This is a genomic window from Thalassotalea piscium (assembly GCF_030295935.1).
Taxonomy (GTDB): Bacteria; Pseudomonadota; Gammaproteobacteria; order Enterobacterales; family Alteromonadaceae; genus Thalassotalea_B; species Thalassotalea_B piscium.
This window is the reverse complement of record NZ_AP027362.1, coordinates 1,681,507-1,705,497: the sequence shown is the minus strand read 5'-3', so window position 1 is coordinate 1,705,497 and position 23,991 is coordinate 1,681,507. Positions and strand designations below refer to the sequence as shown.

The window sequence follows — 23,991 nt, the reverse complement described above, 5'->3', positions numbered from 1 at the left end:
TATACTGGTTGAATTTAGCGCTGTCAATAGACCCAACCTTCTTATACTACCTTGAATAAAGAAGTGGCCATTTTTCTTAGTAGATAGTTATTAAAACTGGTTTATATAATTAATGATACGTTTGGCCGAAATAGGAAATGGCGTTTTTAAATTTTGTGCAAATAACGACACCCTTAATTCTTCTATCATCCAACGAGTTTCAGCTATCGCTTTATCAACAGGAATATCCTTTCGTTGATTTGATAATAATACGTGATATCGCTCTGTTACTTTTTCTACTTCTAATAACTTTAATCTATCTTGATTAGGATCGATTGATAGCTTTTCTAATCGTCTAATTATTGCCTGTAAGTAACGTAAAATATCAGGCAACCTTTTAATACCTGATTCAGCAATAAAGCCTTTATGAACTAACGCTTGAAGCTGTTGCTTAATATCGCCCTGAGATTGAATAACATTTAGCGATACTTTTCCCTTTAATTTCTTATTTATGTCATGCGTTAACGACAATATTTTTTCAACGGTTATTGCCGCATGCAGTACAGAGTCTGAAATTTCAGCTCTGACATAGTCCTTTGTTTTATTGAAGTGCGCCTCGTCTCTTGCCAATTCACCATGATCTTCAATCAGCTGCTGACATGCAGCAACTATGCAGTCATCAAGGAGCTCTTTAATTGAACCAAATGGATTGAAGTACATGCCAAGTTTAGCTTTATTTGGCAGCTTTTCTTGTAGGTATTTTAACGGTGACGGAATATTTAACAGTACCAACCTACTTAAGCCTTCTATCATTGCTTGTTCTGCCACCGCCGGTTGTTCAAAAAGCTCGATAGCGACTGTTTTGTTTTTATCGACAAGTGCTGGGTACGCTTTTATTGTTAGGTTAGCGACTTTCTTTTGATAATTAACCGGGATCGCATCAAAATTCCATTGAACGATGTTGTCACGCTCAATGCCTTTGTCAGCGACCGATTTGATTGAAGCTTTCACTTTTCCTTGTAGTTTATCTTTTAAATTATCTAAATTACGGCCTTGGGCAACTAGCTTATTTTTTTCATCAATAACTTTAAAGTTAATCAATAAATGGACTGGCAACTCAATTTGTTGCCAGTGTTCATTTTCGATACGAACCCCGGTCATTCTTAATAAATGTTTAGCTAATGCTTCAGTAAAAAGTAGATCTGATTGCGAAATCGCCGCCAAACAGGCTTCTGCATAATTAGGTGCGGGAACAAAGTTGCGTCTTAATGTTTTAGGTAATCCTTTAATTAGTGCAATAATTAGCTCGTAACGCATTGCTGGAATTAACCAATCGAACCCTATATTTTGTACTTGGTTTAATAAACTAATAGGAATAGTAACACTTACACCATCATCAATATCACCAGGTGAAAAATGATAACTTAATGGTAAAGATAGGCTTCCTTGCTGCCATATATCGGGAAATTTATCCTTACTGACTTTTTCTGTATTTTCATTTAATAAAAATGCTTTGGTAAATAGCAATAGATTAGGCTGTTGTTGCTTGGTATTTTTCCACCAAGAGAGAAAGCTACGCTGACAAATTACTGTGCTTGGCAGCTTTGTATCGAAAAAGTCGTAAAGCTGTTGTTCATCAACTAAAAAATCTTTTCGGCGCGCTTTTTGTTCAAGTTTTTCAATATCAGCAATGAGCTGTGTATTTTTTTGAGCAAACTTTTCATTAATAGTAGAGTCGCCATTAACGAGCGCTTCGCGAATAAAAATTTCGCGACAGGTGTGTGGCTCAATTTTATTAAAATTAACCTTACGTTTAGCAATAATAATTAAGCCATAAAGCGAGGCTTGCTCAAAGGCCATAACCGCACCTTGCTTCTTCTCCCAATGTGGTTCGCTATAACTATATTTAATTAAATGTTTTGCTAAAGGCTCTATCCAGTGTGCTTCAATTTTTCCTGCCATTCGAGCAAATAGTCGGCTAGTTTCAACCAACTCCGCTGCCATAATCCATTTAGGCGGTTTTTTAGCTAAAGATGAGCCTGGAAAGATAAAGAATTTAGTACCACGTGCCCCTTTAAACTCTTTATTTTCATCAAGTTGGCCTAAGTGGCTAAGTAAACCAGAAAGAATTGATTGATGAATAATGTCATTAGCACTGTCTGTCGTCATGTCGAGTGAAGTAAAAGCAATGTTTTGATCTTTCAATGCCAACTTTAGTTGGCTAACAATGTCTTGCCACTCGCGTATGCGGATATACGATAAAAACTCTTTTTGGCACAGCTTCCTAAATTGGTTATTTGATAACACCCGTTGTTGTTCGTTTAAGTAATGCCATAAGTTTAAAAAAGTAATAAAGTCTGACTGCTTATCTTTAAAACGACTATGTTTTTCATCAGCCGCCTGCTGTTTTTCATGGGGTCTTTCTCGTGGATCTTGAATACTTAACGCAGCAACTATTATAAAGACTTGTGCTACACATCCCATGTCTACCGAAGTTAGTACCATTTTAGCTAAACGAGGGTCAACAGGAAACTTTGCTAGCGAACGTCCTGTTGCGGTCAGCCGTGTTTTAGCACCGTGATGCTCAATAGCAGCAAGTTCATCTAGTAAACGAATTCCATCACTGATATTTCGATTATCAGGTGGCTGTAAAAACGGAAAATCGTTAATACTGCCTAAATCTAACGAAAGCATCTGTAAGATAACGGTTGCTAAATTAGTACGTAAAATTTCAGGATCGGTAAATTCGCTACGAGATAAGTAATCATCTTCTGAATACAGACGAATACATACCCCTGAAGAAACGCGTCCGCAGCGTCCGGCACGCTGATTAGCGCTTGCTTGTGAAATAGGCTCGATAGGTAACCGCTGAACCTTAGTGCGGTAGCTATAACGCGATATTCTAGCAGTTCCAGGGTCTATAACATACTTTATGCCTGGCACAGTTAAACTTGTTTCGGCAACGTTGGTCGCAAGAACAATGTTTCTGCCCGTGTGTGGTAAAAATATTCTATTTTGCTCTTGCACAGTTAGTCGCGAATACAGAGGCAATATTTGTGTGTGCGCAAAATTCTCTTTTTCAAGCGCTTGAGCCGTATCACGAATTTCACGCTCACCATTAAGAAAAATTAAAATATCTCCTTGAGGCAATAATGATAACTCTTCAATAGCATTGATAATGCCAGAGATAATGTCTACATCGTCGCCCTGTTCAATTAAGGGCCGATAACGCATTTCTACAGGAAATGTACGACCTGACACTTCAATAATGGGTGCTAACTCGCCGGTAACAGATTTAAAGTGCTCAGCAAAACGTTCAGGATCGATAGTCGCAGAGGTTATAATAATTTTAAGATCAGGACGCTTAGGTAAAATTGAACGCAAATACCCCAAAATAAAGTCAATATTTAAGCTACGCTCATGGGCTTCATCAATAATGATTGTATCGTATTGTCTCAGTAATCGATCGGTCTGCATTTCTGCCAACAAAATGCCATCTGTCATTAGTTTGATAAAACTATTTTCATCAACCATGTCGTTAAATCTAACTTTATAACCTACGACAGAGCCTAACGGTGAATTCAATTCATCTGCAATACGAGTAGCAACCGTTCTTGCAGCGATTCTTCGTGGTTGGGTATGCCCTATTTTTCCTTCAATCCCCCGCCCAAGTTCAATACATATTTTAGGAATTTGTGTGGTCTTTCCAGACCCTGTTTCACCTGCAATAATCACCACTTGGTTATTTTTAATAGCCTCGGAAATTACATCAACGTTTTGACTAACCGGCAAGCTTTCGGGATACTCAATGGTGGGTTTATTCTTAAGTTTAAATGTTTTACTCGCGATAGACTGCTCTATCTGCTTTGCGATTGTACGCAATACCTTCTGTTGTTTTTCAGGCGTTGAGATTTTTTTAACGCCATGCAAACGGCTTTTTAATCGGCCAATATCAGCAAGTTTAACTTGCGTTAATTGCTGATAAAGCGATTCAATTAATATGATATCGTTAGGAAGTACAGAGGAAGACAAAGGGTAAACTCAAAGTAAACTATCAAAAAGTGAAGTTTATCAGTTTACTTTGATAAATACAGCCTATAGTAAGCAGAGATTAAGCGCCAACTTTAAAGCCAGAGCGTAAATGACGATCAATTGCAGACAAAACATCGTTACGGCAAATAGTACCAAGCAAGTTACCATTATCATCAACTACAGGATAAACTTTAGGTTTGTTTTGTAACATTTTTTGACCAAGCTCTATCACACTATCATAAGGTTTAACTGTCAGTACATCTGTTCTCATCAAGTCTTTAACGCTCGCCGAATGAACATTGTGATACGTTGACTCTAGCAATTTAGCTAATATCTCACTTTCTGACAAAAAACCAATTAAATGATGGTTTTTATCAATCACAGGGCCACCAATCTGTTTGGTTTTTAAAAACCTTAGCGACGCTTCTTCTACCGCCATTTCAGCTGTAAAAGTGACGGGGTAATGGTTCATATATTCTTGTACTTGTAATGATTCCATAGGTGTTCCTTTACTCAACTTATTATACAAATTATATTTTAACTAAACGCTCTTTAACCATAGACCTAATTGGAAAATAATTCCTATATTTTTCAAATTATTGTCGCCAAATTAAATGTCTACCAATTTACTTATTTACATTGGTAGTTGCCCACTGCCATGCATCGGTTTTATATAAGGGGACAGTTGATAATGAATGATGGTGACTGCCACTTGACTCTTTTGTCGAATAAGACAGGTAAATTAAGCTTTTATTATCAGCATCATAAATACGACGAACTTTCAGGCTTTTAAATAAAATACTTTTTGATTCTTTGAAAACAATCTCACCATTTTTAGTTTTATCTATCTGAACAAGTTGCTCGGCTGTGATCGGCCCCGTTTGTCGGCATGCAATAGACATATCAGACGGATCAGAAAAGTCTAAGTCAGCTTCAACATGTGAGATATGGCAAGTAACGCCTTTCACTATTGGGTCTTGTTTAGCAACAATGACCACATCTTTAGTGGTAAATAAACCTAGGCTCACTTTACCGACATCATCAGAGCAACCCAAAAGTGTTAGTGTCGCTATCAAAATCAAGAGTAATTGACAGTTATTTTTCATCTTTGAAAATTCCAACAAAGGTTTCCCCTTTAGACGTTTTACTCGCACGATACATTCCTGAAGTATTAAACGGCATAGCAATATTCCCTTGAGCATCAATTGCAATAACGCCGCCTGTACCACCTGCAGTTACTAATACCTTATTTATAACGGTATCAGCAGCTTCCGATAATGATTTTTCTTGGTATTGCATTCGAGCACAAATATCAGCTGCAACATGGTAACGAATAAAGTACTCTCCATGGCCCGTTGCTGACACAGCACAACTTTCATTATTAGCATAGGTGCCAGCGCCAATAATTGGTGCATCCCCAACTCGTCCATACCGCTTCGCTGTCATACCGCCAGTTGAAGTTCCCGCAGCTATGTTACCCGATTGATCCAATGCAACAGCCCCAACTGTACCCACTTTATATTCTGTAGGTAATGAATGATGGGCCGCTTGATAATTTTTATTTGCATCTTGTGCTTTTTTTAATTTTTCTTTCGCTTTAAGTAAGGAGTTGTAACGATTTTGAGTATTAAAATAGCTATTTTCAACTAACGCTAACCCCTGCTCTTTTGCAAATATTTCTGCGCCTTCGCCACTTAACATGACATGAACCGACTCATCCATAACCCGTTGAGCCAGTGCTATAGGGCTTTTAACCGTTTTAACACCAGACACAGCACCTGCATTAAGTGTTTTACCATCCATGATTGAAGCATCTAATTCATGTGTTCCTTCGAAGGTATAAACCGCGCCTTTGCCTGCATTAAACAATGGCGACTCTTCCATGATCTGAATAGCTGCGATAATCGCCTGCTGGCTTGATTTACCTTCCGATAATAGCTGATAACCTGCTTCTAACGCCTGCTCGAGTGTACGCTCATATTTTTTGCGTTTCTCAGCTGTCATCTGTGATTTATCGATAGTACCTGCTCCGCCATGTATCGCAATAGCAAACGGCTTTTCTACGGCATATCCCACAGAACTGAAGCCTATAATAGGTAGCGCAAGGAGTGTTGTAACAATTAATTTATTCATTATATTCCCTTTATTATTTTAAGACATTTAGAATCAATAAGTTGTAGTGTTAGCTACTTTAGCAACTCATGATCACTTGGTAGTTGCTTTGCAATCCACAACGCAAGTTTGTGTTTCATATTTAACAAGTTTTCTTCGCTTTCAGGTAAAGGATGAACTAATTTATCTTGAACAAGTAAACGGTATATTACTTCTATTTTTTCTTTCGCGGCATTAGTGGCTGTAAAACCTTTATAGCCTCTATTTAATGCGTATTTCTCACCAACTATTATTGCTTTCTTTAATAAAGCCGACTCATTTTTTAACTTTTTCATGGTGAACTTAGCTTCCTTTATTTGGGATAATATGTAATACCAATCTCAATAACTATGTGATCATTTCTACTGGCTAAAACAGTCAACTACTGCGTATAAAATTGATCACTTAATTAATGAAACTGGTATAACTTAAATTAAAATTCTTTTAATAAAACTTTGTCAAACTGAGACGATGTAATAGTTAAGCCATTGTCTTCAATCTTTTGGTGTAACGCTTGCTGCTTATTCGTTAATTCGGTTAGAGTGATAGTGTTATCGTCTAACTGATAGACTTGAATTAAGCTTTCATAATAATAATGTAAAATAATTAAAGCATTCTCGTTGTTATTATCCGCCGCGGCTTTAATTTTTCGTAATTTACGATAAATTAAATTCTGTACTTGTTTAACCTGCCAAACATAGAATATTTCAGTAAAGTAATCACTTAAACGGACCTTATATAATATTGCAGAGCAAACCATTAGTGCTAAAACTACGCCGAGTAAATTAAAACGGAAGTTGCTTTCACCATTTGCTATTTGCTCTGGTGTCACACCAAATAGCTGGATAAAAACAGCACCAAATAATAATGACAATATGGCTAAAGTTGCAATAAAGCCAATAATGACCTGATTAAGATGTTTACGATATCTACTTTTATTAATGTGTTTAATGTTCATTAGTGTCCGTTTGTATACCTGAATAACGCTTAATTTGAGTATCAACACTTTGAAACCATGTTGATTGAGCACTTGCTATTTGTAGCCCTTTTTTAGCTCTAGTAATACCAGTATAGAGTAGCTCTCGAGACAAAATTTTACTGTCTTTATTCTGAGGTAATACCATAACTAAATGTTGAAATTCACTCCCTTGGGTTTTATGAATTGTCATCGCATACACACTTTCAAAACTTGGTAACCTTGACGGTAATACTGTTAAATATTCGCCATTAGGCTGCTCGAAATATGCGATTAACATACCTTTTTCATTAGTCCAAACCAAACCTATGTCACCATTGAATAAGCCTAACCCATAATCGTTTTGAGTGATCATAATTGGTTTACCATGATAAAACTGATTATTCGCTTGAGTGTTACCGCTATTATAAAGAATTTGTTCAACTTGTTGGTTAATATTTTCTACACCTTCTAAGCCAACACGTGTGGCACATAAAATTCTAAATTGTCCAAACAAGCTAAAAGCTTTTGATAATTCTTCGCATTTTGCTAGTGGCAGATAATACTGCTTCACTAACTGTGGTAACCATTGATTGATATTTAATGAAAGCAAAGCTGGTATTTCTTGCTCAGCAAGTAAGTTCCAACTTTTGGTAGCGTCGCCCGTGATGACAAGTTCTGCTATGCGCCCTACTAGTCCCTTTGAATCAAAACGTCGGCTTTTGGTTAAAAAAGTAATATGATCATACGCATTGTTTTTAAATGGTTTAAAACCTTTAAAGCGGGTTACTTCAGTTAAATAGCTTTTATTCGCTTTGCTATAACCTTTATGAGGCCTTGGTGCTAAATCAGCCAAAACATTACCAACAGCAACGGAAGGAAGCTGATCTGCATCCCCTAATAATACTAATTGACAATGCTCTGGTAACGCTCGAATTAATCTGACCATCATGGGCAAATCAACCATTGAAACCTCATCAACAACTAAAACATCTAACGTTAATTTATTATCCTGGTGATGTCTAAAGTTCACTTTATTGGGAATAACACCCAGTAATCTATGTAATGTTTGTGCTTGATAAGGAATTTTATCTAGAATTTCACTGGCTATCTCGCCTTTAAAGCCACTTATGGCATTAAGTAACGATTCGGTTAAACGCTGCGCCGCTTTTCCCGTGGGAGCAACTAACGCTATTTTTAATGCCTCAGGCGAATTTAATGACACTATGGCAGCAAGTAGCTTGGTAACAGTATAAGTTTTACCTGTACCTGGACCACCAGCGATAATTGATAAACGTTTATTTAACGCGTTAGCAACAGCAACTTTTTGCCAATCAATTTCATCAACACAGTTATTTGTTCCTTCTATTTTAAAAAGATCATTAAGGCATTGTACTATTGCTGCGCTAGCAAAGCGTGAAGCTAATCGAGTATTGGTTTGATTGTCAGCAATAAAATCGTTTAACTCCTGTTCAAAGTTATAATAACGACGAAGATAAAGGGCCTGCTCTGTTACAACAATAGCTTTATTCTTATCAGGTGTTAACGCTAATGAGCTAAGGAAGTTTTTTAGGGGCACTATTAAAGGAAATTCATAGCCGTTATGACTAACTATCCCATTGTCACTAGCATAAAAGCAAAAGCGTGATCCGGCAATATTGCTTAGTGGTAAACAGCTATTACCCGCTCGTATTGCCTTGCTTATCGCAATAATTAAGTGAAATAATAAAGAAACATCTTCTTTATTAGTTGGTACCTCAGAACTAACTTCAGCGTCTGTAAAAACTGAGTTAGGTGAACCTATAAAGATAAAAAGTGTAATAGTTAGCTCTTTAGCTAAAAAATAATCAATAGGTACTAAATCGTGTAATTGCTCTTGTGCCTGATTAAAGCTCTTATAAGGATAAAAACTTTCTATCATACTCTTATACTGATGAGCGACTGGTGAATTTTCAATTAATGAACTCATTCAATAGCTCCTTTAATAGATTCAACATTATCATGTTCAGACTCTGGCTTAGACACTGTATTTGCGAAGATATTATCTAATTGTGTTAATTCATCTTTCGTTAACTGGCAATAAAAAACACCAGTACCTTTACTTTCAGGGGACATTCCACGCAAGTATAAGTAGTACACGCCGCCAAAGTGTGCCTCTATAGAATAATCAGGAATTTTTTGTTGCAAAAAACGCTGTAGTGCCACACTGTAAATCAAATACTGTAGATCGTAATGATGCGTTTGAATACTTTGGCTTAATTTATCTAAAGTATAATCACTAAAGCTATTACCTAAGTGATTACTTTTATAATCACATAAATAATACTTTCCTTGATGTTCAAATATTAAATCAATAAAGCCATGCATCATCCCTTGTAAAGTAGCAATATTAGGTAAGAAAACTTGCGAATAATTAACTACTGTTTCACCAGTCTTTATCTGAGTATTTACTCGCTTTCTATGAGCTGAGAGTAAGGAAGTTAAACGTTTGGTATCGGCATTAATTAATGGAAAGTAAAACTCAGCTTCACGTAAGGTTTGGCTATGGCTTAAGTCGGCTAAACAAAAATTTTGGGACTCGTTTTCCTGGTTATCTTTAACAAGCTCTGTGGTTACAATTTCATTTAACCAATGCGTTAAATCATGTTCATGGTAACCGCTACCTAAGTCACCAAAGCGCATTAATGGGACAGTATACGCCTGCAACCAATTAGGGTGAGTAAAGTTAACCAACTCTAAAATATCGTGTAATAAGTTACCTGTTTTAGCACCTTTAGCTAAATCAAAGCGAAGTTCGGCTGTGCTTTTAGATTGTTCAATTAGAGAAGCTTCGTCTAACAAGTCGCGATCAGGCGAAGAAACACCAACATCACGTAAATTTCGGCTTAAAGCTGTAAATGAACTTAACCACCAGTTTCTTTCTATTGTTCCACTAAAACTGGCCGCTTGCGCTGAAATAACCTCGATATTATTGGGTGCAGTTGTTATAGGTAAGTCACCTTCACTTACCGCTATTACTCCTATACTTTCTGGATTGTCATTTGCTAATGTAGCTAAACTTTCAAGAATATCTTCTCCAGCCTGCCAAGATAATGCTTGCCCTAACGGTGACAGTTCACTTTTATCAAAATTGGTAGTTAAAATATAACAACGCTTTTCTGCACGAGTCACTGCTACATATAGCAACCGTATAGACTCAGCATATTGTTCATCTGCCATTGCTTGTTTAGCTTGGCTAGCACCGTCTAAACTCAGCACTAGCTGACCGTTAGCCTGGTGATATTCTATTAAGTCAACATTTGTTCGTGCTACTTTTAAAGGATCTTTATGGCGCGTAGCAAAAGGTACAAACACTACTGGATACTCCAAGCCTTTAGCACCATGTTGGGTTATTATTTTAACTAAATCTTCTTCACTTTCTAACCTTAGTTCAGCTTCTATTTCTGTATGGTCTTGATTAACTTGTTGTTCAAACCAATGCAGTAATTCATCAGGTTGTTGATGGCGCTGACCGGCACTTTGTAATAGCTCAAATAAGTGCAAAATATTAGTGAGTTCGCGTTCTTGTTGAGGCTTAAACTTAAATAGATCATGTAATAGTTTTAACGCCATTGTAATAAAACCACGAGCTCGCCAAAGTGAACGAAGAGTTATAAAGCGCTCTGCCAATTGCTGCCAATGAATATCATTGTCTAACAGCTCAAGATAAGCTTTTGGCGTTATCCCCAATAGAGGGCTAGTTAATGTTGCTAAAAACTGATGATTATCTTCAACATAGCAAATACCTTTTAAAACAAGCAGCAGCTGTTTGCTTTGCTCACTCTGCCATAAATTCGCTCTGTTACTTAAATATACACAAGCTAAATTGGCTTCATTAAGAGCTGTTCTAATATCAGCTGCTTCTGTTCCATCTCTGACTAAAATAGCAATATCTTTTGCTGTGAGACTTTGCTGGTTAACAGCTTTATTAGGATAGAGTAAACGTGTTATTTCATTGGCACACCAACGCGCTAATTGTTGCCGATAGCTTGCTGGCGCACTTTTACCTTCCGATTCAAAATGAACAAACTGTAATGCATTATATTGTTGGTCAAGCAACTCTTTTTCATCAGCTTTAGGCGAAGGATTTACTGGATGATATTCAATATTATAACAAAAAACATCGCTAGGCTCTTCAGTTAATGTATTGCCATAAAATAAACGATTATAACCTGTTATCATCGCTTTACTCGACCGCCAGTTTGTATCCATTACCCATTGATAATTACACTTTTCTCGCGCATTTAAATAAGCAAATACATCACCCCCTCTAAAACCATAAATAGCCTGTTTGGGATCGCCTATCATGAATAATCCGGCTTCGGCTTGAGTATTATAAATAGCAGTTAAGATATCAAATTGTTGAGGATCGGTATCTTGAAACTCATCAACTAACGCAACGGGGTATTGCTCGAACAAAGCATTAGCAAGTGCTGTACCGTTACCAGATTTGAGTTGGGTAGCTAATGTGGTAATTAAATCATCAAAGGTCAGTATATTTTGTTCTTGTTTTATTTGAGCTAGCCGCGAGCGCATTAAATAAATGCCTGACTGTGCTACAACTAAAGCTTTTGCCTTAGCTACCGCCTTAATCGTTGCAGTAATCGACTTTTTAAGACGATTTGCAGGCAGTAGTATTTCAGTTAGCTCGGCTTTTATTTCAGAGCGAGGTAACCTTCGACCATCTAAAAATGCACCAGGAAAGGCAGATTCAGTATAAGAAAAATCTGTTACCACCTGTTTTAGCCATTTAATTAATTGATCTAATTCAGCTTGTCTTTGTTCTTTTTCTACCCCTTTTTTGCAATCAATCAGGTGAGTTGTTAATGCATTCATGCCGCTTTCGATAGCACTTAGTGAGGCTTTAACGTCCGAATAAAACTGCTGCTTTATACTTTCTTCATCAATTACATCGAGAACACAGTAATGGTTAATTGCTTTAGTAAACTGTCGTACAAATGTTTCAGGTGTTACCCAAAAACTGGCAATTGCTAAAAAATCGTTCTCTGCTTGATCTGCAAGTTGTCGATACCAATCTCTACAAACCTCTATAGTATACTCTTGGCTATCTACTTCCATTTGCGCATTAAAAGAAACACCACTTAAAAAAGCATGTTGGTTCAAGACCCGTTTACAAAAACTGTGAATAGTAAAAATAGCGGCTTCGTCAATATTTACCAATGCCCTATTCAATAGCAGTAAACGTTCAGGTTCAGTTACGCGTTCAGCTATCGTTGAAAAGTATTCATCAGATTGCTCAAGATCATGCCATTGTGTAAGTGCTTGACGGATAAAAGCTTCTATTCTGCCGCGGAGTTCTTCTGTTGCATCTTTAGTGAATGTCATCACTAATACTTGTTGAACGGTTAGCTTTCTTTCAAGTAATAATCGTAGGTAAATACGAGTTATATTGAAGGTTTTACCTGTACCTGCACTTGCTTCTATTAAGTGTTGTCCAATTAATGGTAAATATTGCGCGACAAGTGGCTTAGTCATTTATTTTTTCACCTGTTTAAGCTGAGCGAAGATCGGCTGATATAACGCCATTAACGGGTCAATAATGTCATTTAATAGCGGGCATTGGGGCCAAAAATATTGCAGGTAAGGATCATTACCCAAGCAAAAAGTGTTATTAGAGTCATGCCAGAAGTTTTCTAAAGCGTTTTGATCCATACCTTTACTTTTTACTACTTTTTCTGCTAGCTCGCCATTAAGTAATAGTGGGCGCTGTAGCCCGGCAATATACTCTTGCAACAACACTTCTAGGCTATGCGCTGTATCATTAAGCGACTGATATTTAAACTGCTCCACCTTTTGTGATTTTGTATTAAAATAAAAACCTATAGTTGCTACTACATTTGATAAACCGTGCTCGGGATGTGAACTATTTAATGTTTGTATGAGTAACTGACTAATGTACAGTGCTAACTTATCTTTTATTTTTGCGGCAGATGAACGGTAAAATATGCAATGTTCCCCTTTAATTGGTAGCTGGTACTGTAAAGTCACCGAAATAATGTCTGCAGTATCTTTACCTTTCTTGATAGGAATAATAATTTCACCAGTAATAAACTCAAGTGAGTCAACATTTTGAGCATCATCATTTTTGATAGCCTCTGCCAAGCTTTTGCTGTTAGCTTGCCATTTTTGAAACTCTTCATCCATCGTTGGTAACGCTGGAAATTTACCACTCGCTTTAGCAAAAGCTGTTACCTGCGCGAGTCTTGATTCAATAGGTTCAGGGGAATCATTTAAATGTTGTGCCAACAACTCTTGATTGTATAAATAACTCTCAAGGCGGTCAGGCGTAAAAGGTTCAACATCGCTTAGTTCAACCGTTTGGTTATCTAAATATAAATTTAAACGCTTTTTGGCAAAGTGTTTAGCAGGATGATGATAAAAGTTGATTAAATCTGAAACCGAAAGTGTAATTTCATTTTCAGAAAGCGGGAGCGGTGAAAACAATTTATTATCGATATTATTATCTAGCGTTGTAGATTTAGCTAATGCCTGCCCAAGCGACAACCAGTGAGGATCGAAACTTGTGAAACGTCCTGTAAAATTGCGCAAGCTAAATGCTTGCATAGGCAATTGCCTTAATTGATTAGTACTATCAGCAACGTCTAGCTCACTAGTGATAATGGGGTTATCTGAGTAATCAAAGTGCCAACCGTAGGCTAGTGTTAAATAATTAATCAACTCCTTTAAAACAACAGAAGGTTCTTTAGGAGAGTTTTTCTTGATGTTACGTCCTTGAAAACTCAAATAAAGCGCTTTACGAGCTGATATTATGGCTTCTAAAAATAGATATTTATCATCTCCCCTTCGAGATCGATCACCAATAATACTTGGCTTTAATGCCATTAAGTCGAAGCCAAGTGGCTGCCTCTGTCGTGGAAATTCTCCGTCATTCAAACCAAGTACTGCTATCACTTTAAAAGGAATGCTTCTCATAGGGAGCATAGAACAAAAAGTCACCTGACCCACCATAAATTGGCGGCCTGCATCTGGTTGACTGAAGTGGTTATTTAAAAATTCTTTAATAATGTTTAGGCTAAGTGCGTCAGTAAACTGAGCATGGTCACAATATTCAACTAGCGACTCTATCGCAGTATTGATTGCTACAAAGCCAACTTCATCAGTAAATTCAAAAGTTTGGGTTAATAAGTTAGTTAAATATTGATGCCATTGTTGTGGAGTTCTTAGTTGACTCAGCGTTGTTGAAAACAATTGTAACTGTTCAATAAACAACATTAAGTTGCCTAAGATTAATGCATCATTTCCTTCCACATCTGCTAGTAATACTTGGTCTTGATACAAACACTCTTGATCAGCATAGGCAAAGCCTTGTAATAACTTAGTAAAACCAAATTGCCATGTAAATTGGCCTGAAATAGTATGACTGTTTAAGACCTGCTGTTTATGCGGCTGATCTAAGCCCCAATGAACACATGCTTCATTTAACCACTGGCTACACTTTTCAATACAATCGTTGGTAAAGCCAAATTTAGTTTGTATAGCGGGGATTTTTAACCAAGATAAAATTTGCGAGACATTAAACCGGCTATCAGGTAACGAAATAATTTCTGTAAAAGCAATAACTAACGGGTTACTTTCTTTACTGATCCTATCAGATATAGAACAAGGTAGTGGTGGTATATCGCCTGACAGATCTTGCCAACCACTAGCAAATACCGCTTGTACATAAGGAGCATACTCTTCTACCTGCGGGCACATAACTAACACATCTTTTGGGGTTAAACTCGGGTCTTCATTAAATTGATGCAATAACCAGTCATGTAAGCCTTGTACTTCGCGTAAGGCACTATGCCCACTGGTAAGTACAATTGAATCATCAACAGTTTTAGTGCCTTGCTTGTTTAACAAACAACCGTCAGTAAGTGTTAAAATATCCTCTTGAACTTGGGTAAGAAGGCTATTTTTTGCCTCTTTATTGGAATCATTACTTAAAAAGCTTTGATAAACATCGATATCAATAGTGGAATACTGTTGCAGCAAAGCTAAAAACTCTCGTCCTTGTTGACCTAAGTTTGCCAGTAAAGGATTACCAATTAGCTTTGAAATATCATTATAACCTTCAGTCCATTCGTTCATATGCTGAAGGGCTTGTTTTTGGGTTTTAATATCGCCCCAGTAATTAAAACAAGGGTTAAGGTGAAAAAAGTGAACTTGGGTATGCTCGCTAATTGCATTAATAAAGGATAACCACATTGGTGCCATGGCATTAATCCCAAAAAAAGAGATACGCTTTGGCAATAAGTGTAAGTTTTCCTCGATATTATCAATAGCGCTTTGCATTAATTCGAGTGGATTATAAGGCGTTTCTTGTGTGAGCCTTAACCATAAATCAGACTGCCACGCAGACAGTTTTTTGAAGCTCTCGTCATTATTATCGCTTTTATCATGGAAAGTAAAATCACCTTGATACCAATGATTTATCCATTGAGGTCTGAAAATCAAATATTGTTCGTATAAATCGGCTAGCTGACAAGAAAGCTGATAGCGCTTAAGTTGCTTTGCACTACTATCGAAATTGTCACTCTGTTGCCAATAGTGAGTAACTTCCTGATATAATTCATTATCAATTACATCTTGGACTGCTAGCTCTTGATATATTCGCCAACAAAGTGCTTCACGCGAATAAGGAGACTGATCAGGTACTTTTTCAGCGCTGGCTAAAGAGCGCATTAACTGCCACAGAAATTGTGCGGGCAGTAAAAACTCATTGGCTAAGCTGATTTGTCTAGATTGCGCTAGCGACATATTGAGCCAATGCTGCATGCCAGCATTTTGAACAACAATAACTTCTTTAGCAAAAACAGGTAGTGGAGAAACCTGATGAATTTTATCAAGTAGGGCTAATAAGTTCTCCATTTTATTGGCGGGGTATAAATGTATCAAATTAGCTCTATCGCTTCACATAAATCATAGCTAAATTTAACCACATAAGCGCTCATAACTCTAGACAAATTCAGTTAATTACACCGGGTTTATTAGGGGCTGTTGAACTTTCAGTTTATAGCTCTTTTGTACTTGAATAAGGTGTCAATCGAGGCGCTTAATGTAAAATTTGGTTGTTCCCAACGCACATTAAGCAACAAAGAGTGCCCCTTTTTCAAGACAACCCAAAGGGCTATGGTTGTTTTTTAACCTAACTACGTTAAAAAATCGTTAAGGTAGAATTACTACATCGCACTATTTTCGCCTTGTTATCTTAAAAGATAGCCTATAGCAGAGCCTAAAAGGAAAGATCAACAGCCCCTAGTTAGATTTACTAGAAGTTATTAACGGATAAAATCAAGCTGTTCTTGATAAAGTTCACCTAAAACAGGAACAGTAAACTTTTGACCTAATGTTGCATGATAAAATGCGACAAGCCAAAAAATAGCAACAAAAATATTCAGTAACCATCCAAGCAGTGGTATGAAAGATAAAATAGCTGCCGTAACAATTAAACCAAGAGACTGCCGTAAATGAAAGCGAGCTAAAGTGGAGTGATTTTTACCATGTAATACAATAGCCAGCAACCAACCGACCACAGTTAAGTAACTAATTATAGAGACAATCCTTGACATATCATACTGTGTTTGACTATCTGAACGATAATGCGTCATAACGGTAACCTCCTAGATAAAATCCTTAATCTAAAGCTAGCGAAAATTTGATCACTATACAAATTTAAAACGCTCAAATGTTCAAATTTTTCACTGTTTATCGCTAAGCTATTACTTTACATAGCAATTTAAATTAAGAAGGAAAAGTTATATAAAAGTATTAACCAATAACATTAAGTAGTAATAAATTTGATTTACCACCACTTAAAACAACCTTATAAAAACACCAATTTGTGACAGTTTTATGATTAATACAAGAAATAGATTCGAACGAAAGCTGACACAATACAAAGGGAATGTATCATGTGTTTTTTACTCTCAACCACTTTGTTTGAGCTGACTAGTTAATTGCTTAAATTGTTGCTTAAGCTTATCTATCTCTTTAACTCGTTCATCTGCTGATAACGACTGATAATGGACTTTTTTAAAGGTATTAATAAAAGTCAAAACAGCAGCGCTAGCTGAAGGCTTTTCTGAAATAATGTGCTGGGCTAGTTGATCAGCAGTTAAGGTTGGTGTTTTCAAAATACCTAATTTATTTGCTGACTTGATTAATTTATTTAGTAAAAGTACCTCCGTTGGAAAGCGAGAAGCCTTATTCTTTTTCCGTAAACTAATCAACACGACTATCATTGCCAACATTAATACACTAATAGCAATAATAAGACGCTTGTGTTGAACGAATGTTAAATATAATGCGTTAATCACATTAATTTGATCATTAATTGAATAGCCGACAACCCACTTTGTCCATTGGTAATCTATTGCCTCAAACATATAGCGTAATTGGTTAAACCATTGACTTGCATTAAATGAGGCAAATAAGTCACTTGAAAGCATGTTTTGCTCTTGTTGCAGTAACTCAGAAAAGCCTGTTTCTACCCGTTCAGGACTAACTGCTGCTGTCGGGTCAATGCGTAACCATCCTCTGCCAGCAATCCATACTTCACTCCAAGCATGTGCATCTCTTTGATAAACACTATAATAATTACCTCGTTGATTATACTCACCACCTAAGTACCCCAATACCATTCTTGCAGGAATACCTGCCGAGCGCATTAAATAGGTAAAACTACTAGCATAGTGCTCGCAAAATCCTGCTTTGGTATCAAAATAAAATTCAGACAAACTATTATTACTTAATAATGGAGGGTTGAGCGTGTAGTGATAATTCTGTTGATTAAAGCGTGTAAGTACAGCTTTAACTAAACTTAAATCATCTTGGTATAACCGTCTTAAACGTTGGCCTTCGTCAGCTAATGCTTGATTATTTCGTTCATTAACTAACAAATTACGATTTCTCGCAGTTGGGGTCAGTATAATATTGATATGATCTGTTAACGCCGAGGTAACACGATAGCTAGTAACAGAGTTTAATTTTTTGTTTGCCGTTAAGGTAAAGTCTCGGTTTTTATTAACTGTTTGTTGTTCACTTTTCACATTGGTCATTATATTTAAACCAAATAACCATTGTTGAAAATTAGGTTCAACAATGACTTGATAACTTACTAAAGGCAATTTTGAAAGTCCGATAATACTAGAAAAATCAGGCTCTTCCTGTAGTTGTTGCTGCCAAAGGTTCTGATAGTTGTCTTTGCGCTGATACCATTTAATACCATCAAAGTCTTCTAACACTAACGTACGCCAATACATTTGTTGGTAGTTCGGTGGGGCTTGGTCAAACTCAACACGAAATGCTAATTTGTTCGATAATGCTAACTTTGCAATATCTCCAACTTTGACTTCATCAGATAATCCTACCTGGGCATTTTGAGCCGCAGGCATTTGCCAAAACGGTGCTATTTTAGGAAAACCGATAAACAATAAAAGCGTTAACGGTATACTTTTAATTAAGGTAGTTGTAACCCCTTTTGCCAGTGTTTTATGGCTTGCAGTTTTATAAAAAATGCTGAACAGCAGCATAAAGTTAATCGTTAAAAACAACAGAACCAATAACATAAAATAGAGTGACTGTATAAAAACAAGTGAAGTAACTAAAACAAAAATGCCTAAAAGCACCTGAATATAAAAGTCTTTTCTACTTGTTAATTCTAGTGGTTTCAGCAGATAAGAAAACACCAACAAATGTACCATACTATTCAGTAAGCCAAGCTGTTTTGCTGATAATGCCAACAAAAACAGTCCCGCAATCGATACTAATAATTTAATCAATCGATTTGGTTGTGCAACCAATTTCAAATAAATACTACTTTGCCAAAGTAAACTAATAACGATATACGCAATTAACCAACCTGATAATTCAAGTACTAGGGTTAAGCAATTCAAACCTAGTGAACACATTAATAGTAACTGAGTCTTTTTAGAAAGAGACAAATGACCTTGCACCAGCTTTTCTTGTAGCAATATGTTTTGGTTAATACTCAAGGAGGAATATCGTTTATTGACCATATAATGCGATCTCTTTTAAGCAAATATGGTGATGAAGTGAGCCTTGGTCTGGCGAAATTGTGTTAGTAGGCAAAATTAATCCAAAAACTTTTTCTCGCTTTTGAAGCTCGATAATTAAATAACACAACCAACGTAACTGCTGCTCAACGGGGGCTTGAGGTAAAGCACTTAGTGATAACCAATTAGGCGTACTATCCAATAGCTGATCATAGTTTTTCGAATACCAACCCTGTCCTCGAGCCACATGTTTCCATGCTACTTTTCCTAATGACTCGCCACTTTTATAAGGAATAAGTTCATTAAATTCATCGACACCATTTTGAGTTGTTAACACCTCGCTTAAATGATCCGTTGAAACGTCATTCGCATTAGTACTTAAAAACTTCTCAATGTCTATTTGAGCAGGTTTTTCAGGTTTAGGATAAACTAATACAGAAGTATTTAAATCAACGCTAGTCCAACATCTAAATAAACCAAAGCCATAATAACTTTGTACTGTTAAACGCGGTAAAATACCAAGTCCCCTTTTCTTAAGGACAACTGGAATTAAACACATTGTATCAGTTGAAAAATCCTGGGGTTGGGTAATATGAGTCGATTGAAAGAATAGCTGATAAGCAATTCGAATTTTAGTTGTGGATAATAAAACAGGAATATTAATTGGTGAATCAGCAAAGCCGAATAGTTGTTGTGTTTTAACTGAAATTGATAATTTCAATAAGTTATTAAAGCTTTGTAGCATCGCAGTAATAAAAACACTTACCAATAGGTAACTTAATAATATAATTAGATTGTTTTGATAGTTTGTTCCTAAGATAAACAGTAATAAAACAAAGAACAAGTATGAAAACCCAAACTTACTTGGAAAAATAAAGATATTGCGCCGAGAAAGCACCTGCTGCTGAGACTTAGGTACTTGCTTAGTCAGCCAGGTGTTGAACTTCCGTTTAAACCATTGTTTTATCACTACTATAACGCTCATTTAACTAACAACAGTTAAGATAACAATGGTGAAATTGCATCAACTGAATGTAAAATTCGCTGTGACGAATCATTCGTTGCTTCAGCTTTCATATCAAACGCGGGGTTTAACCTATGTTGACACACAGCTGAAAATACAGCTTGTATATCATCAGGTAACAGATAGTCTCGACCTTCAATAAATGCCCAAGCTTTAGCAGCAGATATTAACGATTTTCCTGCTCGTGGCGATAGAGGATTCACATCATAATGACCATTTCTGCTTTGCTGTAAAAGAGCCACAACATAGTTTAAAACTTCCTCTCCCACGTGTATATTTTGAACTTTTAGCTGTATTTCTATAAGTTGCTCTGGTGTTATAAATGCTTTCAACGAGCTAAAGTCGGTAGCACCAAACGCATTGGATAATATTTGTTTTTCTGCTTCAACCGAAGGAAACCCTAAAGAAATCCGCATCATAAAACGGTCTAGTTGAGATTCAGGAAGTGAATAGGTGCCAGAGTGAAACAATGGGTTTTGTGTTGCTATAACAAAAAAAGGCTGTGGTAATTGATAGGTTTTTCCATCAATACTCACACGATTTTCTTCCATAGCCTCAAGCAACGCACTTTGTGTTTTAGGACTTGCTCTATTGATTTCATCCGCTAAAACGAGCTGATTAAATATAGGCCCTTGGTGTAATTTAAACGTTTGATTTTCTGTGTCATAAATTGAAACGCCAATAACATCAGATGGCAGTAAATCACTGGTAAACTGCACCCTTTGGTAGCTTAAATTTAATGTAGCAGCGAGTGCATGCGCGAGTGTTGTTTTCCCCATCCCTGGCAGATCTTCGATTAACAAATGTCCTTTAGCAAAAATACAGGCTATTGAAAGTTTAACTTGCGTTTGCTTACCAATAACAATTTGTTCAATTTGATGGACAACAGAACTTACTAAATCATTCATACTACAGGCCTTTTTACAATGTAGTTCTATTAAATTTACTTCAAAATGTGTTACAAACATCACATTAATAATTTATCAAGTAAACCTCTTTTTGTTGACCTTAATCAACACCACTGTTCATTAGAGTATGACATGCTAGTGCTAAGTTAACAAAAAAGACGGTGACTGCAGATCATACCTTAAATATTATTGTTCGGCTGCTAAAGGCCTTAGTTGTTGGAGTAAGCCACCAAAATTAAGCGAAGCTAGCTGTAATAATATTATGCTGATGTTAGTACCTAAATTCAGCCACCCTGTCACTCATTGGAAAAAGTATGGACATAGATTTTAGTGAAATTACCTATTTAAAAAACCCTAATGGCTTAACATTAAAGGCTGACTATCAGCAATTTTTGTTGTCGTTAAGCGGCCCTACAATTATTGATATAAGTGGTAAGAACCAAGAAAAATGCCGCGTGATAGTTACTTTATTACATGGCAATGAACCTTCTGGCCTTATTGCTCTTCATCGTTGGTTAACTTCTGACAGCTGGTTACCCGTACCAGAGACTAACATTCGTATTATAATATGTTCAGTAGAAGCGGCTAGCAAATCGCCTATTTTAACACATCGCTACTACCCAGGAGGTTTAGATATTAATCGTTGCTTTAATAGCCGAGAAGACGATGGCTATTACTTAAGAGCAAGTATGCTGAAGCAGGCGATAACAGAAGTTAGTCCTGAATGTGTGATCGATCTTCATAACACCCCTGGTTCTGGACCTTCATTTGCGGTTAGCACTATTATTACACCAGAAGTACTAACACTCACCTCTTTTTTCTGCGATAGCATTATATTATCAGGTCTTAAACTTGGTAGTTTAATGGAGCAAAACTTCCACTGCCCTATTCTAACAATAGAGTGTGGTAGTGCTAACGATGAACAGTCACATGAAACCGCATTTCAAGGTATTAGCCAACTAACAACATGTTGTTGTATTTATCATTTTGATCAAAAAATGAATGTAGATATTATTTCTAAACCATTTCGATTACAACTTAAACACAATGTAGAGCTTTCATTTAGCGAGCATGATGAAGGTAATGAGGGTGTTACATTAAAAGCGACAATTGAACAGTTTAACTTTGGCAATGCAAGAAAGGGGCAAATGATTGGTTGGGTTGATGATCGAGGCTTAAATAACTTTCAGCTGCTTAATGATGCACATGAAGATGTACTTACAGAATACTTCACTTTACGTGACAACCAGTTAGTATGTGCTACAAATATGAAAATTTTTATGGCAACAGCCAATGTGAATGTTGCTAAAGACGACTGTTTATTTTATTTAGTGAAAGCCAACTAATATTTTTCAGCAAATACATTGTAACTCAACCAATGCTAAAAGTTTTGTGTGAATCAAGGCTGATTTGTGTTCCTAATAGCTGGCTATTAGTAGCAAATTAACGGTTTTTTAGTTCCAAATAAAAACCAAGTACCTACGTCCATGCAGGCAACGCAGTTACGCCCGAAAATCTTAGCTTGGGTGTACTTAGCTTATCCCGAACTCAGGTTAGTTAGAATGGAGCTTTATCTATTGCCTCATTTAATGGTATGTCTGGCCAGTAATCATTTCTAATAAAGTGAATAAACTTTAATGTTATAAATGCATCGAACCAAACATTAAGCTGTTTGTTAAATTGCCTATTACTTGCTGCGTTGGTATTATTCTGGGTGTTTTGTTTACTAATAAAACGTTCAAATCCCAGTGCTAACAGCCCTTCTTTAGCCTCTATTGATAGGTTATCTAACCATTTATTGAGATCATTACGGTATGCATAAAGTGAAGAAAATGAAACTATCACTTCTTTCAGTAAAACGAATACTTGTGGATGATAATAACAATAGTCTAGTTGCTGACGTTGTAACTCAATAATATGGTTAACTGCAGGTCCTGTGCCAAATGGTACTCTGTCTGAGCGCCTTGCGGTTAACTTGATGGTATGCTCTTTTAAATAGGTAATATCACCAAGTTTGGCTAACTTATTTAATAAGTAAAAATCTTCACCTGCACTACGCTTGGGAAAGCCTCTGACATTCGCATAGGCATTAGCAGTAAAGGCTAAAATACTACCTATAGTATAAAAATTATAGCTAGAGCCAGCATAGTTTAACCCTGCAACATAATAGTGTAAGGCTCTTTCATATAGCGCATTAGCTTGATGAGTTTCAGTATGCTCACATTGATGATAAAAATGATAACAGGCACCAACAGTGTTAATACACAATGTTGATAACGCGTTAAAATACTCGTCGGGTAAACTAGCATCAGCATCGGTAGAACATATCCACTCAGATAAAATAATTTTATCAGCAATTAGCGCTAAAGCAGTATCAACTCCCTGTTTTCTTGCCAAGCCAACACCTTGTTTAACTGGTATTGGCAGAGTAAAGCTATCAAGAATAAGTATAGATGAGTTACAGCCATATACTTGTACTAAGCTATAAAACCCTTCTTGCCAAATAATATTCCCACGGCTACATACCGCATCAAATAATGATTTTTGGGGGACTTGATTACAATCACTGTCGGGTTGGTTGATCACCAATACCATCAAGGCATTTTGCTTAGCAAGTATTGAAGTAAAAAACTGCTCAACGAAGTCATCAATTTCTTTATATGCTGGGATCACTACACTATGTGTAAAGCGCAAATCACTCGGAAAACTATGTAAAGCAGCGATACATGGCTCAGCATAGTGATTTAAATACTTTTCAATATTTTTCATATAAATTGCGATTACTTAACGCTATTTGAGCGTATTAACTTTAAGCTACATAATTTGTACGACTTAATTCGTACAAAATTCGTACTCGAAAGA

15 protein-coding genes are annotated in these 23,991 nt (G+C 36.5%); 1 reads left to right on the top strand and 14 read right to left on the bottom strand.

Annotated elements, in window-relative coordinates; all coding sequences use genetic code 11:
• Positions 1–90: 90 nt before the first annotated feature.
• The 13 genes from hrpA to QUD79_RS07295 all read right to left on the bottom strand — a co-directional run bounded on the left by hrpA (position 91) and on the right by QUD79_RS07295 (position 21,129).
• Entirely contained in the window at positions 91–3,984 is a 3,894-nt protein-coding gene (hrpA, locus tag QUD79_RS07355; protein WP_184424035.1) for an ATP-dependent RNA helicase HrpA, read from the bottom strand.
• 106 nt (positions 3,985–4,090) lie between these two features.
• Positions 4,091–4,510: a CBS domain-containing protein gene (locus QUD79_RS07350; protein WP_184424000.1), complete on the bottom strand. Its 420-nt coding sequence runs from the start codon at positions 4,508–4,510 to the stop codon at positions 4,091–4,093.
• Between the two features lie 127 nt (positions 4,511–4,637).
• Positions 4,638–5,117 carry a CreA family protein gene (locus QUD79_RS07345; RefSeq protein WP_184423999.1) on the bottom strand — a complete coding sequence of 160 codons (480 nt, stop codon included), beginning with the start codon at positions 5,115–5,117 and terminating at the stop codon, positions 4,638–4,640.
• A complete protein-coding gene (locus QUD79_RS07340; protein WP_184423998.1) occupies positions 5,107–6,144 on the bottom strand; it encodes an isoaspartyl peptidase/L-asparaginase family protein in 1,038 nt (345 codons plus the stop codon). The genes QUD79_RS07345 and QUD79_RS07340 overlap by 11 nt, the downstream gene beginning before the upstream one ends.
• A 53-nt stretch (positions 6,145–6,197) precedes the next feature.
• Positions 6,198–6,458, bottom strand: coding sequence for a DUF5062 family protein (locus QUD79_RS07335; RefSeq protein ID WP_184423997.1), 261 nt, complete (start codon positions 6,456–6,458; stop codon positions 6,198–6,200).
• A gap of 137 nt (positions 6,459–6,595) precedes the next feature.
• Positions 6,596–7,120 (bottom strand): DUF3087 family protein, encoded by a 525-nt coding sequence (locus QUD79_RS07330; RefSeq protein WP_184423996.1) that lies wholly within the window; start codon positions 7,118–7,120, stop codon positions 6,596–6,598.
• Entirely contained in the window at positions 7,110–9,086 is a 1,977-nt protein-coding gene (gene recD, locus QUD79_RS07325) for an exodeoxyribonuclease V subunit alpha (protein WP_246454929.1), read from the bottom strand. Before recD ends, QUD79_RS07330 begins: the two co-directional genes overlap by 11 nt.
• Positions 9,083–12,652, bottom strand: coding sequence for an exodeoxyribonuclease V subunit beta (gene recB / locus QUD79_RS07320; RefSeq protein ID WP_184423995.1), 3,570 nt, complete (start codon positions 12,650–12,652; stop codon positions 9,083–9,085). Before recB ends, recD begins: the two co-directional genes overlap by 4 nt.
• A complete protein-coding gene (recC, locus tag QUD79_RS07315; RefSeq protein ID WP_184423994.1) occupies positions 12,653–16,078 on the bottom strand; it encodes an exodeoxyribonuclease V subunit gamma in 3,426 nt (1,141 codons plus the stop codon). It abuts the gene before it with no gap.
• A 383-nt stretch (positions 16,079–16,461) separates the two neighbouring features.
• On the bottom strand, positions 16,462–16,791 hold the full coding sequence (locus QUD79_RS07310; RefSeq protein WP_184423993.1) for a DUF4870 domain-containing protein: 330 nt from the start codon (positions 16,789–16,791) through the stop codon (positions 16,462–16,464).
• Positions 16,792–17,109: 318 nt separating this feature from the next.
• Positions 17,110–19,200 (bottom strand): transglutaminase TgpA family protein, encoded by a 2,091-nt coding sequence (locus tag QUD79_RS07305; protein WP_184423992.1) that lies wholly within the window; start codon positions 19,198–19,200, stop codon positions 17,110–17,112.
• On the bottom strand, positions 19,190–20,182 hold the full coding sequence (locus QUD79_RS07300) for a DUF58 domain-containing protein (protein WP_184423991.1): 993 nt from the start codon (positions 20,180–20,182) through the stop codon (positions 19,190–19,192). The genes QUD79_RS07305 and QUD79_RS07300 overlap by 11 nt, the downstream gene beginning before the upstream one ends.
• Positions 20,183–20,196: 14 nt before the next feature.
• The gene (locus tag QUD79_RS07295; protein WP_184423990.1) at positions 20,197–21,129 is read right to left on the bottom strand and encodes an AAA family ATPase; all 933 of its coding nucleotides are present in this window, start codon (positions 21,127–21,129) and stop codon (positions 20,197–20,199) included.
• A 314-nt stretch (positions 21,130–21,443) separates the two neighbouring features.
• Between QUD79_RS07295 and QUD79_RS07290 the strand changes: the two genes are divergently transcribed.
• Positions 21,444–22,475 carry a M14 family metallopeptidase gene (locus QUD79_RS07290; protein ID WP_184423989.1) on the top strand — a complete coding sequence of 344 codons (1,032 nt, stop codon included), beginning with the start codon at positions 21,444–21,446 and terminating at the stop codon, positions 22,473–22,475.
• A 211-nt stretch (positions 22,476–22,686) separates the two neighbouring features.
• Here the strand turns inward: QUD79_RS07290 and QUD79_RS07285 are convergent, their stop codons facing one another.
• Positions 22,687–23,898: a hypothetical protein gene (locus tag QUD79_RS07285; protein ID WP_184423988.1), complete on the bottom strand. Its 1,212-nt coding sequence runs from the start codon at positions 23,896–23,898 to the stop codon at positions 22,687–22,689.
• Positions 23,899–23,991 lie beyond the last annotated feature (93 nt).